This is a genomic window from Aliiroseovarius sp. xm-d-517 (genome assembly GCF_013283135.1).
GTDB classification, from domain to species: Bacteria; Pseudomonadota; Alphaproteobacteria; order Rhodobacterales; family Rhodobacteraceae; genus Aliiroseovarius; species Aliiroseovarius crassostreae.
The window spans coordinates 1,051,338-1,065,529 of sequence record NZ_WBXT01000001.1 but is presented as its reverse complement, the minus strand read 5'-3'; the positions used below and the strand labels follow the sequence as shown (position 1 = coordinate 1,065,529).

Sequence of the window (14,192 nt, the reverse complement as noted above, 5' to 3'; positions counted from 1 at the left end):
TGCGGTCAGACCGGAAAGAATTCCTCTAGGGGACGCCTGCAGGCGGAATGTGCCCGTCAGTGCCGACGCAAGGCGCCCATCATGCGCGCCCGTGTGGCCTGATCCACAATTGGCCCCTGCAGCCGGGCCGCACGGGCCCGCAGGGCACTGGCCCGGCTGGCCAGAGGGGCGGCAAAGTCGGTGGCGGTGCTGACATCCGTGCGCTGGGCCAGCAGCAGGTCAAGAGGTTGGATGCGCGGATAATCTGCGCGCAGTGCCGCTGGTGACATGGGGATGTCGATCCCTGAGGGAGCAGAGCAGCCGATCAGGGCTGTCACAATCAAGATCACAGCAGGAAATTGGAAAAGGGAAGGCATCTGACTCGCAAACTGAAGGTGGCGAAAGGGCATGGGGCAGACCATAGCTCTGCCCTGATCAGGGGGCAAGCGGAAGGGGTCAGGTAGCGTGGGAGAGGTGGCAGGTTGGGCTTTTATTTGAACGATTGTTCAGTTATCATGTCCTCATGGCACGTAAAACCGGATCCCACAGTGATATCACAGGCCCCAGGGTGCGAGAGGCAGCGCTTCGCCTCTTTGCGCGCCACGGATACGCCGCTGTCTCCATGCGCCAGATCGCGCGTGAGGTCGGGGTGCAGGCCGGGGCGCTATATCTCTATACCAAAGACAAGCAAAGCCTGTTGTTTGACCTGATGCGCGCCCATATGGACGAATTGCTGGCCGCTTGGGAAGAGGAGCCAAAGGGGAATACACCGCTTGAGCAGCTGGAAGTTTTCTCGCGTTTTCACATCCATTTCCACCTGGAACGTCCCGATGCGGTATTCATCGCCTATATGGAGTTGCGCAATCTGAGTGAGGAAAACTTCGCCACACTCGAAGCCCTGCGCCGTCAGTATGAGCGCGCGTTGGAGCGCATTTTGGATGCGGGGCATGAGGCTGGCGTGATCAATGTGCCTGACACACGGCTTGCCACCATGGCGGTGATCGCGATGCTGACAGGGGTCAATACCTGGTATCGTGAAGGTGGGCGTCTGAGCCAGGAAGCCGTGGCCGATATCTATTGGGATATGGTGCGCGGCGCCGTTGGGGCCTGACTACCCGCTGGACTCGGTTCGCAATTCGGCGGATAAAGAACCATGTCTCTGCCACCCGGTTTCCTTGATGAATTGCGCACGCGCCTGACCCTCTCGGATGTGGTCGGTCGCAAGGTCATGTGGGACAAGCGAAAATCGCAGCCTGGCAAGGGCGACATGTGGGCGCCATGCCCGTTCCACCACGAAAAAACCGCGTCTTTTCATGTGGATGACCGAAAAGGCTTTTATTACTGCTTTGGCTGTCACGCCAAGGGGGACGCGATTTCCTTCGTGAAGGACACGGAAAATGTCGGCTTCATGGAAGCGGTGGAAATCCTGGCCGGAGAGGCCGGGTTGCAGATGCCCGCCCGTGATCCGCGCGCGCAGGAAAAGGCCGACCGCCGCACCCAGCTGGCCGAGGTGATGGAGATGGCAGTGGCCCATTTCCGCCTGATGCTGAAGACAGCCGCCGGGGCGGCTGCGCGTGATTATCTGGTCGGGCGGGGACTTGATGACGCCGCGCAGGAGCGTTGGGGGATCGGCTTTGCCCCGGATCTGTGGCAAGGGCTGTGGGATCACCTGAAGGGCAAGGGGGTTGCAGATGACCTGATCCTTGGTGCCGGGCTGGCCAAACCCAGCCAGAAGGGGGGCAACCCCTATGACACATTTCGGGGGCGGATCATGTTCCCGATCCGCGACGCGCGCGGGCGCTGCATTGCCTTTGGTGGGCGCGCGATGGACCCGAATGACAATGCGAAATATCTGAACAGCCCGGAAACCGAGCTTTTTGACAAGGGGCGCTCCCTTTACAATGTCGGTCCCGCCCGCGCGGCCTCGGGCAAAGGCCAGCCGCTGATCGTGGCCGAAGGCTATATGGATGTGATTGCCCTGTCCGAGGCCGGGTTTGCCTCAACGGTCGCCCCGCTGGGCACGGCGATCACGGAACAGCAGCTGCATCTGATGTGGCGGATCCACCCGGAACCGGTGATTGCGCTGGACGGAGATACGGCCGGGCTGCGTGCTGCGATGCGGGTGATTGATCTGGCCCTGCCGCTTCTGGAGGCGGGCAAGGGGCTGCGTTTTGCCATCATGCCAGAGGGGCAGGACCCCGATGACCTGATCAAGGCGCAGGGGCCGCAGGCCATGCAGGCGGCGCTGAATGTGGCCGTGCCCATGGTCGATCTTCTGTGGCGGCGAGAGACCGAAGGCCGGGTTTTCGACAGCCCGGAACGCAAGGCCGCTCTGGACAAGGATCTGCGTGAGGTGATCTCCCGCATTTCCGATCCTTCAATCCGCGCACATTATGCGCAGGCCATCAAGGATATGCGGTGGGATCTGTTTCGGGCCCGCCCGAAATCCAACAAAACCGATTGGAACAACAAAGGCGACTGGAAGGCCCGTCGCGGTTCGGGCAAGGTCCAGAACCCGGTTCTGCCCACGACAAAAAGCTCTTTGCTGGCCGGGGGAAGTGGTGAGGCGGAGCTTTTGTTGAGCGAGGCGGTTGTTCTTGCGGTTTTGGTGCTGCGTCCGGACCTGCTGGAAGGTGTGGAAAGCCGGCTTGAGCGCATTGAGATGCGGGATCGGGAACATGCAGAGATCCAGCGTATCCTTCTGAGCCATGCCTTGGACGGCGAGCAGATCCTTCGGGATGAAATATGCAACCGTCTTGGTGCGGCCTGCCTTGAAAAACTGTTTGCGCTCAACCATGTAAAAATATCGGCAGGCGTTCGTCAGCCGGAAGATACGGAAATTGCCGAAGCAACGGTCATGTCCGCTCTGCGACGTCTTGAGGCGCTGCCGAGTGTTCAAAGCGAGGTGGGGGATGCTGCGCGGGATCTGGACGGGGTTGCGGATGAGGGGGTGACCTGGCGTCTTGCGCAGGCCGCTGAGGCGCGCAACCGGGCGACGGTCAACCAGACGGAAGACAAGACAACGTTTGAACGGGCGGCAAATGGTTTGCTGATCAGCCGTGAGGAGAAGGATGTATTTGACCGGATGCTCGCCGGGCTGTCCCTGACCAAGGGGAAAGACGGCGGTAGCTAGGGAAATCGGGAAGCCCTTTGGAGGTTTCCGCGTGAATCACACGCAAAAACACATTACATGGGTTGGCGAATCAACGATTCGAATGTTTTGATTCGACAACCCGAATCAATCGCCTCCGATTCGCCCCGTGCCGGATGGGACCCGGCAGAGGCCAACAGATCGGACCGCAGTGCAAGGAGTGCCCATGGCCGCCAAAGACACCGCATCGGACCGCAAGGACGATCAGGACGCCGAACCGATCGGCGATATGAGTCAAGCCGCCGTCAAGAAGATGATCGCGGAAGCTCGTGAAAAAGGCTACATCACCTACGATCAGCTCAACCAGGTTCTGCCGCCCGATCAGGTCAGTTCGGAACAGATTGAAGACGTGATGTCGATGCTGTCCGAGATGGGCATCAACATCATCGAAGATGAAGAGGCGGAAGAAGAAGAGAAAAGCGCTGGCGAACTGGTCGTGAAAAACGCGGGCGGCGAAGTGGCTGTGGCCACCGCCGAGACCGAAAAGCTCGACCGCACCGACGATCCTGTGCGCATGTATCTGCGTGAAATGGGCTCGGTTGAGCTGTTGTCGCGCGAAGGCGAGATCGCGATTGCCAAGCGGATCGAGGCGGGGCGCAACACGATGATCGCGGGCTTGTGCGAAAGCCCGCTGACCTTCCAGGCCATCACCATCTGGCGCGATGAACTTCTGTCCGAAGACATTCTTCTGCGCGATGTGATCGACCTTGATGCCACCTTTGGCAACCAGCTGGATGATGACGATGAAGAGGAAACCGTGCTGGGGAGCACGGGATCCGAAGCGCCGAAGGCTGAAAAAAAGGAAAAAGAACAAGAGCTTGATGCGGATGGCAACCCGCTGAATAACGACGACGACGATGATGAGGACGAAGCCGCCAACATGTCGCTTGCGGCGATGGAGGCCGCTCTCAAACCTCGCGTTCTGGAAACGCTTGAGCTGATCGCCCGTGATTACGCGGAGCTGAGTGAAATGCAGGACCTGCGCATGAGCGCAACCCTGAACGAAGATGACAGTTTCACCGATAAGGAAGAGAGCGCCTATCAAAAGCTGCGCTCGGAAATTGTTCTGCTGGTGAATGAGCTGCACCTGCATAACAACCGGATCGAGGCGCTGATCGACCAGCTTTACGGCATCAACCGCCGGATCATGTCGATTGATAGCTCCATGGTGAAGCTGGCCGATCAGGCGCGGATCAACCGCCGCGAATTCATCGATGCCTATCGCGGCCGTGAACTCGACCCGACCTGGTTTGACGACATGACCCAGAAATCCGGGCGTGGCTGGCAGATGTTCATCGAGAAATCCGCCGACAAGGTGGAAAAACTGCGCGGTGACATGGCGCAGGTCGGCCAATATGTCGGCGTCGACATCCCGGAATTCCGCCGCATCGTGCAGCAGGTTCAGAAGGGTGAAAAAGAGGCCCGTCAGGCCAAGAAGGAAATGGTCGAAGCCAACCTTCGCCTGGTGATCTCGATCGCGAAAAAATACACCAACCGCGGGCTGCAATTCCTTGATCTTATTCAGGAAGGTAACATCGGCCTGATGAAGGCGGTGGACAAGTTCGAATATCGTCGCGGCTACAAATTCTCGACCTATGCGACCTGGTGGATTCGTCAGGCGATTACCCGCTCGATCGCGGATCAGGCGCGCACCATCCGTATCCCGGTGCATATGATCGAGACGATCAACAAGCTGGTGCGCACCGGTCGCCAGATGCTGCACGAAATTGGTCGCGAGCCGACCCCGGAAGAACTGGCCGAAAAGCTGCAGATGCCGCTTGAGAAGGTCCGCAAGGTGATGAAGATCGCCAAGGAGCCGATCTCTCTGGAGACGCCGATTGGCGACGAAGAAGACAGCCAGCTGGGTGATTTCATCGAGGATAAGAATGCCGTGCTGCCCTTGGACAGCGCCATTCAGGAGAACCTCAAGGAAACCACGACCCGCGTTCTGGCCTCGCTCACGCCCCGCGAAGAACGGGTGCTGCGGATGCGGTTTGGCATCGGCATGAACACCGATCATACACTCGAAGAGGTGGGTCAACAGTTCAGCGTGACCCGCGAGCGGATCCGCCAGATCGAGGCCAAGGCACTCAGGAAACTGAAGCACCCCAGCCGCTCGCGCAAGCTGCGCAGCTTCCTGGACCAGTGATCAAAGCGCCCCCGCAAGGGGGCGTTTTTGTTTTTTCAAATCAATTTATTTTTGGAGACCCAATTGAATACGTCTTCACTTATCTTTGGTTGGTTTTGTTTCACCAGTTCCGTCAGCTACTTTCTGATGTTCTTGGATAAACGCAGGGCGGAACGAGGGGACTGGCGCATTAGTGAAACCACTTTGCAGATGTGGTTTCTTTTTGGTGGAGCTCTGGGAGGAAAGATCGCTCAGAAACGTTTGCGGCATAAAACCCGAAAGCAGCCCTTTGCGAGGATGCTCAATGTTCGTCTGGGAATAAATCTGCTCATCTTTGCGATCCTTATTACGGAATATGGCCGGCTTTTTGTGATGCTGAATGCCCTTCGTTTCCTGAGTTGGATTTTGCACCCGTAACCCACTCCGCGAACGGGTTTGCTGGTGATCGGGGCGGCATGTTTCTTGGGCGCCAGGACGATACTGGCCGGTGTCAAAATGTCGGGTAAAGGCGTTGAATAGGGAGTTTGGCGCTGCGTTTGGCGGTTCCGATTTTGTGCCAGTGAGGCGCAGGTTTCAGGTCAGATATGTCTCAAAAAACGCCACTGTGCGCGACCAGGCAAGTTCGGCTGCGGCCTCGTCATAGCGGGGGGTGCTGTCGTTGTGGAAACCGTGGTTCACGCCCGGGTAGATATGGGCCGTGTAGGTTTTGCCATGTTCCATCAGCGCCGCCTCATAGTCGGGCCAGCCTGCGTTGATCCGTTCGTCCAGCTCAGCGTAATGCAAAAGCAGCGGGGCCTGAATTTTCGGCACATCCCCTGCCTTGGCCTGTCGACCATAAAACGGCACCGAGGCCGCCAGTTCCGGATAGGCCACCGCTAGAGCATTGCAGACCCCGCCACCATAACAGAACCCAACGCAACCAACCTTGCCGGTGCTGTCGGCTCGGGTCATGAGGTGTTCGGCTGCGGCGAAGAAATCATTCATCAACAGGGTGCCATCCACGCTGCGTTGCAACTCGCGCCCATCAGCGTCATTGCCGGGATAGCCGCCAACCGAGCTTAGCCCATCCGGCGCCAGCGCCATGAAACCCGCCTTGGCCACCCGGCGGGCCACGTCTTCGATATAGGGGTTCAACCCGCGATTTTCATGCACCACCAGAACGGCCGGCAACGGGGCCTCTGTCCCTGCTGGGCGCACCAGATATCCGCGCACCTCGCCATGCCCCTGCGGGGAGGGATAGGTGATATACTCGGCTGAAATATCCGGGTCATTGAACGACACCTGTTCTGCCAGCGCATAGTTCGGGCTGAGTTGATCCAGAAGCATGGCCGCCGTCACACTGCCAACGGCGAACTTCGCCGCTCGGTCAAGAAACTCCCGTTTGGTGATGATCCCGTGGGTATAGAAATCATACAGTTCCAGAAGGTCCTGATCGAAGTCCTTGGCGGTCATCCGGGTCATGGGGGCGCTCCTTTTTTCAGATGTGACAGGGGGAGTATATCACAGGTCGGCCTAGTAAGCGGTGCCAATCTTGTGATGACAACTGGTTGGGCATTTCTGTAGTGTCGAGCCCAAGATGCCCCCGGCGGATGGCGGTGACGCCCAACCTTACCGCCGCAAATTAAGGATCCCCCAATGTCCCTCTTATCCAAACTCTTCGGGGCCCGTTCCGCGGCCAATGATGCCGGGCCAGATCCGCAGATCTATGACGGTTTCACGATTTTTCCCGAACCGGTCAAAGAGCCTGGCGGTTTTCGCATTGCGGCCCGGATTGAAAAAGAGATCGGGGGCGAATTGAAATCCCACATGATGATCCGGGCGGATGTGATTGGGTCGAAGGAGGCCGCCACAGAGGAAAGTCTGCGCAAGGCGAAGATTTTCATCGACCAGATGGGGGACCGGCTGTTCCGGTCGGTCTGATGCGGATGCGGTTCACAGTTTCGACCCATGGTCAGGGGCTTTATGAGTTCACCCGCGACGTGACGCGATTTGTCACGGAGGAATGTGGCGGGCAGGGCGTGCGGGACGGAGTGCTCACCCTTTTTGTGCGCCATACCTCTTGCTCTCTGCTCATTCAGGAGAACGCCGACCCCGAGGTGCAGACGGATCTGCGCAATTTTTTCCACCGGCTGGTGCCGCCAACCACCGATCCGTCCATGTCTTACCTGACCCATACCTATGAGGGCCCCGATGATATGCCTGCGCATATCAAGGCAGCGATGCTGCCGGTCAGTCTGAATATTCCGGTCCTGGATGGCCGTCTGTCGCTTGGGACCTGGCAGGGCATCTACCTGTTCGAACATCGGGATGCCCCGCATCACCGGCAGGTGGTCGGGATGTTGATACCGGCAGGGTGAGGGGGACGCTTTGTGCGTTTTTCCCACTGGACAGGAGCAATTCTTCATCTAGCGCAGGCAATTACCCCCTACACAAACCCTAGTGTGCCCCATATAGTGACTGTGGATAACTGGGTTGCCACCCACGCTATGAGGCGGTTTTCCCGGCTCTTTGCGGTCACAAACAGGAAAGGGACGCCTCCATGCGCTGCCCGTTTTGCGGTAATATCGACACTCAAGTGAAAGACAGCCGCCCGGCTGAAGATCACGTGGCCATCCGTCGTCGGCGGTTTTGCCCAGCCTGCGGCGGACGCTTCACCACCTATGAACGGGTGCAGCTGCGCGATCTCGTGGTGATCAAGTCCAACGGGCGACGTGAAGATTTCGACCGTGAGAAGCTGGAACGCTCAATCCGTATATCAATGCAGAAACGCCCGGTGGAACCTGAACGGATCGACCAGATGATTTCCGGCATCGTGCGGCGTCTGGAAAGCATGGGAGAGACGGATATCCCGTCCAAGACAATCGGCGAGATCGTTATGGAAAGCCTCGCACGGATCGACACCGTGGCCTATGTGCGCTTTGCCTCGGTCTATAAAAACTTCCAGGCGGCGGATGATTTTGACAAATTTGTCAGTGAGTTGCGCCCGAACTATCCCGCCGAAGAAGAGTGAACGACCTCAGATATATGAAACTCGCGCTGGCCCTTGGTCGGCGCGGCATGGGGCTGTGCGCCCCAAACCCGGCCGTGGGCTGTGTGCTGGTGCGACCAGATCAAAATGGCGGGCGGATCATTGGCCGTGGCTGGACCCAGAAGGGCGGTCGCCCTCATGCCGAAGTGGTCGCCCTGACCCAGGCCGGAAATGCCAAAGGGGCAACCGCTTATGTCACCCTTGAACCCTGCGCCCATCATGGCAAAACCCCGCCCTGTGCGCAGGCCCTGATTGACGCCGGTGTGGCGCGGGTTGTGGTGGCACTTGGTGATCCGGATCCGCGTGTTGACGGAGGCGGATTTGCCATGCTGCGCGCGGCTGGGATTGAGGTGGAGACCGGGCTTTGTGCAGATGAGGCGCGCCGTGACCTTGCCGGGTTCCTGCTCAAAGTGACCAAGACCCGCCCCTGGGTGACGCTCAAACTGGCAAACAGCTTTGATGGCCGGATTGCAACCGCCTCGGGCGAAAGCCAGTGGATCACCGGCCCTGATGCCCGCCGCTATGTGCATGCCCTGCGCGCCCGGCACGATGCGGTCATGGTGGGGGGCGGCACAGCGCGTGATGACGATCCCGGCCTGACCATCCGCGGCCTCGGCGTCGCGCATCAGCCCACCCGCATTGTTCTGTCGCGCCATCTGAGCCTGCCGGAGGACAGTCAGTTGTCGCGCACCGCGAGGGAAGTTCCTGTGATCCTCTGTCATGGTGCCAAAGCACCGCCCGAGCGCATCAAGTTCTGGCAAGACTGCGGGGCAACCTGCCTTGCTGTCGAAGAGGCTGACGGCGTTCTGGATCCGCGTTCGGTGCTCCATGCGCTGGCCGGGCAAGGGCTCACACGGGTGTTTTGCGAAGGTGGGGGCGCGCTGGCTGCATCGCTCCTGCGCGCGGATCTGGTGGATGAACTCATTGGAATGACCGCAGGCGTCGCCCTGGGCGCCGAAGGCCGCCCCGCGCTGGCGGGAATGGGCATCACGCACCTGGCTGATGCTCCGAGGTTCACACTCATTGAAACCCGCGCCCTTGGCGGGGATGTGCTCCACCGCTGGTCGCGCGCCCGCGCATAAGCTTCCTGCGACGTTTCCACCTTCCGCCGCCTCGTTTTCCGGTCTTGGGGGGCGGCTGAAACGCCCTTATTTTCTGGTCTCAAATATCCCGGGGTGAGGGCGCAGCCCGAGGGGCAGAGCCCCTGAGCGTCATCGCCACAGATACGCGTAGCTGGCAAACACGCCCTGCAGTTTTGCCAAAAGACGGTTGGCCCGCCCTCTGGCAGGCAAATCCCCGCTGGCAAGACGCTCAACCACCACTTCCACCGGACAGGCCGACCTGGTGATCGGGTCAAAATAGCGCGGGTAATCAATCAGCGCGGCATGGGCCAGAGCGAAAAGATCCGGGCGGGCCTGACGGCGGTCGGGCACCTCGCCAAGATCCCGTGTCAGTCCCCAGCCCGCATAAAATGGCGCCCCAAGGCAGGTGACTGGCACACCCCGCAATAACGCCTCGAACCCCAGGGTTGAGGTCATGGTCCAGACCTCATCCACCTGATCCAGAAGCGCCATCGGGCTGGCATCTCGCGCTACGAAATCCGCCAGCCGCGCCATTTCTGCCTCCGGGATGATCCCGTCGCGCAACCCCGCCTCCACATCCGGGTGGGGTTTGTAGAGGATGACAGCCTGCGGGTTTTCGCGTCGCACATGTTCCAGCAGCGCAAGATTGGTGCCCACCGCACCTGTGCCCAGACGGATCGAGGCATCATCTTCGACCTGACCGGGGACAAGAATGCGCGGCCCGGGCGGCAGGGCGCTCAGATCAGGGGCCGGACGGCTGAGATTATACTTGTCGATCTGTGCGTGACGTAAGGCACCCAGCAACTGTTCAACCCGGTTGCGTGCGTGTTCCGGCAGGGATGCCCTTGCCGTAATCATCCGCTCCAGCCGGCTTTCACGGGTGGGGTCATAGTAGATACCCAGATCGTCGCGCACGAGGGAGAGCGGTGGGACCAGCTCCGCGCCTAGGCCGCGAGAGCGCAGAAAGCCATCTTCAATACGCAAAAGAGGAGAGTCGCCGTTGTGTTCCGGCTCTTCCTTGCCAGCCCAGACCATCAGCGGACGCTGGACAAGCGCGGCCCCTTCCGCCGCGCGTGCCGCACGGTTGTCGAAGATCATCGACGGGGCCGTGCCCTGCGCCGAGAAGAACCGCGACAGGGGCGCGCGTTTCCACAACCGCATCCCGGAGGCGACATAACCGCGATGATCCTCACGCCAGGCCCGCGTGCGGGCTTCCAGATTGTCGATAACGGTTTCGATCTCACAAAGCTGGTCACGAAACGGATCATACCAGGTGGGGTAAAGGATCATTGCCCCGGCAAAGATCTGTGCGCGGGTGAGGGGGCGGCTTCGACGGTTTGGTGGACGCTCATCCTGGGTAAGCCCCCATCCGGCGTAAAAGGGCTGTCCGAACACGTGCGGCTTGTGCCCGGCCAGAATGGCTTCGAACCCCATGCCGGAACTGACAGTGTAAACGGCGGTGGCGCCGGACAGCAGCTCCCACGGGCTGACGGGATCGGTGATCAGGCGGACCTGATCGTTTTCATCTTCTTGCCCATAATGCCCTTGCCGGTGGCCGCGTTGTGTTTCCGGGTGGGTCTTGATCAGGATGCGCTCATGGGGATGGGCCAGACGGGCCTCGACCAGCATGTCGCGAAAGGTGCCTTCAGATGCGCCTGCATGGGCAATTGACGCATCTCCCATCGTCTGGTCGATCACCAGCACATAAGGCGCATCAGGTGCGGGGATGGCCGGGTCGAATGCGTTATATTTCGACAGATGGGCGCCTTGCAGGCGGGCCATGGCATCACGGGCGCGGTTCAGCAGATGGGTGTCATCCAGCGGGTGTTCGGACAGGATCTGCTCCAGTCGGGATGGGGCTGAACTGTCAAAATGCACCCCCATATCGTCGAGCAGAAGCCCCATCGGGGGCTCACCTTCGCGTCCAGGCAGGACAGAGCGGAGAAAGGCATCCTCGACCCGCAGAACCGGGCTGTTTTTCCAGTCCGAGATCCGTTCACCCCGGCCAGAGGTGGGGCTTTTGCCCCAGGTGCCAACCCAGTCCCCGTCGCCCGGCAGGCCAATTTCCACCCGCCAACCCGCCAGCGACAGGATCCGGCGGATGCGCGATTGGGTGAGAAAGCCGCCATTGTAAACGCAAAGCCGCCGGGAAGAATTCTCCCCGGCGGCGTTTTGATCTGTCTGTGGTCGGGCCACGGCAGCGGCCTTATTGCAGCGAGTTGCCAAGCGAGGTGATCGACCCGGCGCTGGACAGCGTGCCTGTGATGGTCGACAGCAGTTTGGTCCACTGCACATAGGGTGCTTCGGTGACATAAAGCGTGTCGCCATCGCGGATCACGAAATCACGCGCCATGAACATGCCATTGGGTTCGGTCAGGTTCAGAACATAGACCAGACGCTGCGGCCCGATCAGGTCATCGCGGCCCAGCACCTGATTGGCGATATCAGCGGGTTCGTTGCGGAAGACAAACACGCCGGTCGGATCGGCCACGGCACTTTGCAGGCCACCGACCTGTGCGAGGGCTTCGATGGCAGACAGGGTCTTGGTTTCAAACTTCACGCGGGCCTGACCGCCGGTCGCCCCCAGTGCGGTATAGGCGCGGGTGTCCGCCTCGACCAGGATACGGTCACCGCCGCGCAGGGCGATATCCAGCTGAGGATTGTCGAACAGGTCCTGGAACCAGATTTCGCCGGTCTGGGCGCCTCGGCTGACTTTGACCTTGGCGATCTCAGGGGGCACGGCCACGCCGCCAGCCTTGGCCAGCATGGCAGACAGGGTGCGGGTCGGGCGTTCGATCGGATAGACACCCTGGCCGGATACGGCCCCTGTCATGGTGACGGTGGAGCCGTCACCCGCCAGACGACGCACGACAACCTGCGGGTCGGGGGTCTGGCTTGCCAGTTTCTAGGTCACGATCCGGCGAATGGTTTCAGGGCTGTTGCCCGACGCCTTGATACGTCCTGCATAGGGAATGAAGATATAGCCCGCGCCATCCACCTGGATTTCATCCAGCGTGGCAGGGGCGCCCGCGGTGGTCAGGATCCCGTCCTCGACGTTTTCCCAAATCGCGATCCCCAGCACGTCACCGGCGCTGATCGTATCGGAGCCGACAATTGAAGCGTTTTGAAATTTCTCATCAAATCCAAGCGCGGGCACAACCGCCGTCGCGCGGGTCACGCGGTCATTGACCGCGACGATAAAGGCGTCGCCCTGCCGTTCCACGCTGCCTGCGTAAATCTCGGATTTATTTGGGCCAACACGGGGCAGACCGCAGGCGGCAACAGTGCCTGCCAACACCAAAAGCGCCGCACGGCGCGCAATTACTTTGCCCATTTTCGTCACTGCTCGGGCTCCTTTGTTGGAGGATGGCCTCGGTTTTCGTTGTTATTAAAAGGTAGATTATGCAGGAAATGCAGAAAAATCCAGCACTTCCTTGTTGTGGTCAATGGACGATATGCAACTGTTGCCGTGGCGCCGCTGTGCCTGTGGAGAGCGCATCGTAAGGGTCGCGCGGGGCAAGCATCATGTCCACCACCAGCCGCAAAAGCTGCCGCCTGCCGCGCGCGGAATAAAACCCGCCGGGCACCTGGCTGGTCTCCAGAAGATACTGGCGATAATCGCGATAGGCGCTTCGATCCGGCCGGGTTGGCTGTTCCAGAAACTCCGGCAGGCCCTGGGTTGAGACAAATTCGGGCTTGGCATAGACCGCCGCCCCGAAGACCTTGATCGGCAGGCCGCGCCACAGGGCCTGCTGGGCGGCGGTTGAATTGACGGTGATCACCGAGCGGGTGTGATTGAGCAGTTGGGCGAGTTTGCCGCCGCGCACGTAATGCACCCGATCTTCGAGGTTGTGTTTTTGGGACAGGCGTTTGATTTCACGTCGAATGGGGGCTCGGCCATCTTCCAGCGGGTGGGCCTTGAAGACGAGGTGATGGTGTGGCGCTGCCCCTTTGGCAAACCCTTCCATCACCAATTCCAGAAATGCGGTCATGTTTTCAAACGGGCTATGCATTTGAAAACTGGAATCATGTTCCAGTTGCAGCAGCACGAGATGATAGGGAAACCCCCCATATTTCACCCGGATCGTGGCCAGCCTGCGTTCGATGGACTGGGCAGGCATCAAAAGGAGGCGGCGCAGGTAGAGGCGAAATTCCTGCGTGACCGAATGGGCGCGGTGGGGTTTGAAATTCGCATAGCGGCGATTTCGAAACATCACGAACCAATGATAAAGCGCGCCGTAAAAGATATGGTGCCGCATATCCCCCCAGACCGAGGGCGCTTCGGGCTGGTCCAGATCCACCCCTTCAAGGGCCTGCTGCATCTGTGGGATCGACATCTCCATCAGGCGGGAATTGCCGTTGGATCCGCCCCTTTCATAGGTCACCCAATAGGGGCGCAGATACCCTTCCTCGAACACATGCACGGTGATCCCCTGGGCCTTGGCGATCCGCACGGCTTCGGCATGGATCGGGCGGGTGTCGCCGTAAAGCACGATGTCGGTGATGGATTTTTCATCCAGCAAGGCCGTGAAAGAGCTGGCCCAGTTCTCCTGCGGTTCGGTGAAGGCGATATAGCTGTCATGATCACGCCAGAAAGCCTCGTCCCCGCAATTGAACCCGACCCGCCAGACCGTGGCCCCCGCCCGGCGCAGCATCTGCCCCAGACGCCAGAAGAAAGGCCCGTGCGGGCCTTGCAGGAACAGGAAGTTGTGGTTGTCACCGGTGATCACGTCGAAACTCATTTCTGCGGGTATTTCAGCCCATTGGCCAGACTATAGGGCCAGCGCATCGCGGCGCAAACCCGCAAATAGCCTAAGGGCCCTG

Annotated in this window: 12 protein-coding genes and 1 pseudogene; 8 read left to right on the top strand and 5 right to left on the bottom strand. The window is 60.0% G+C overall.

Annotated elements, in window-relative coordinates; genetic code table 11:
- Window positions 1–56: 56 nt before the first annotated feature.
- Window positions 57–269: a hypothetical protein gene (locus XMD517_RS05035; RefSeq protein WP_173487922.1), complete on the bottom strand. Its 213-nt coding sequence runs from the start codon at window positions 267–269 to the stop codon at window positions 57–59.
- A 233-nt stretch (window positions 270–502) separates the two neighbouring features.
- On the opposite strand from XMD517_RS05035, the gene XMD517_RS05030 reads away from it, so the two are divergent.
- The 4 genes from XMD517_RS05030 to XMD517_RS05015 all read left to right on the top strand — a co-directional run bounded on the left by XMD517_RS05030 (window position 503) and on the right by XMD517_RS05015 (window position 5,675).
- Entirely contained in the window at window positions 503–1,090 is a 588-nt protein-coding gene (locus XMD517_RS05030) for a TetR/AcrR family transcriptional regulator (RefSeq protein WP_173486450.1), read from the top strand.
- 42 nt (window positions 1,091–1,132) lie between these two features.
- Window positions 1,133–3,112 (top strand): DNA primase, encoded by a 1,980-nt coding sequence (dnaG, locus tag XMD517_RS05025; protein ID WP_173486449.1) that lies wholly within the window; start codon window positions 1,133–1,135, stop codon window positions 3,110–3,112.
- A 184-nt stretch (window positions 3,113–3,296) separates the two neighbouring features.
- Entirely contained in the window at window positions 3,297–5,279 is a 1,983-nt protein-coding gene (rpoD, locus tag XMD517_RS05020) for an RNA polymerase sigma factor RpoD (protein ID WP_173486448.1), read from the top strand.
- A 27-nt stretch (window positions 5,280–5,306) separates the two neighbouring features.
- Complete coding sequence (locus XMD517_RS05015) at window positions 5,307–5,675, top strand: DUF1294 domain-containing protein (protein WP_173486447.1); 369 nt, start codon at window positions 5,307–5,309, stop codon at window positions 5,673–5,675.
- A gap of 156 nt (window positions 5,676–5,831) precedes the next feature.
- Here XMD517_RS05015 and yghX read toward each other — a convergent pair whose 3' ends face one another.
- Window positions 5,832–6,719, bottom strand: a complete 888-nt coding sequence (gene yghX / locus XMD517_RS05010) for a YghX family hydrolase (RefSeq protein ID WP_173486446.1) — start codon at window positions 6,717–6,719, stop codon at window positions 5,832–5,834.
- Between the two features lie 174 nt (window positions 6,720–6,893).
- Between yghX and XMD517_RS05005 the strand changes: the two genes are divergently transcribed.
- The 4 genes from XMD517_RS05005 to ribD all read left to right on the top strand — a co-directional run bounded on the left by XMD517_RS05005 (window position 6,894) and on the right by ribD (window position 9,368).
- Window positions 6,894–7,178, top strand: a complete 285-nt coding sequence (locus XMD517_RS05005; RefSeq protein ID WP_173486445.1) for an HlyU family transcriptional regulator — start codon at window positions 6,894–6,896, stop codon at window positions 7,176–7,178.
- On the top strand, window positions 7,178–7,615 hold the full coding sequence (locus tag XMD517_RS05000) for a secondary thiamine-phosphate synthase enzyme YjbQ (RefSeq protein ID WP_173486444.1): 438 nt from the start codon (window positions 7,178–7,180) through the stop codon (window positions 7,613–7,615). The genes XMD517_RS05005 and XMD517_RS05000 overlap by 1 nt, the downstream gene beginning before the upstream one ends.
- Window positions 7,616–7,797: 182 nt before the next feature.
- A complete protein-coding gene (nrdR, locus tag XMD517_RS04995) occupies window positions 7,798–8,268 on the top strand; it encodes a transcriptional regulator NrdR (protein WP_173486443.1) in 471 nt (156 codons plus the stop codon).
- A 14-nt stretch (window positions 8,269–8,282) separates the two neighbouring features.
- A complete protein-coding gene (gene ribD / locus XMD517_RS04990; RefSeq protein WP_173486442.1) occupies window positions 8,283–9,368 on the top strand; it encodes a bifunctional diaminohydroxyphosphoribosylaminopyrimidine deaminase/5-amino-6-(5-phosphoribosylamino)uracil reductase RibD in 1,086 nt (361 codons plus the stop codon).
- A 129-nt stretch (window positions 9,369–9,497) separates the two neighbouring features.
- On the opposite strand, the gene XMD517_RS04985 is transcribed toward ribD, so the two are convergent.
- The 3 genes and pseudogenes from XMD517_RS04985 to XMD517_RS04975 form a co-directional block, all read right to left on the bottom strand.
- Window positions 9,498–11,564, bottom strand: a complete 2,067-nt coding sequence (locus tag XMD517_RS04985) for a capsular polysaccharide biosynthesis protein (RefSeq protein WP_368493355.1) — start codon at window positions 11,562–11,564, stop codon at window positions 9,498–9,500.
- A gap of 10 nt (window positions 11,565–11,574) precedes the next feature.
- A pseudogene (locus XMD517_RS04980) lies at window positions 11,575–12,702 on the bottom strand (polysaccharide biosynthesis/export family protein).
- A gap of 109 nt (window positions 12,703–12,811) precedes the next feature.
- The gene (locus tag XMD517_RS04975) at window positions 12,812–14,098 is read right to left on the bottom strand and encodes a capsule biosynthesis protein (RefSeq protein WP_371734399.1); all 1,287 of its coding nucleotides are present in this window, start codon (window positions 14,096–14,098) and stop codon (window positions 12,812–12,814) included.
- Window positions 14,099–14,192 lie beyond the last annotated feature (94 nt).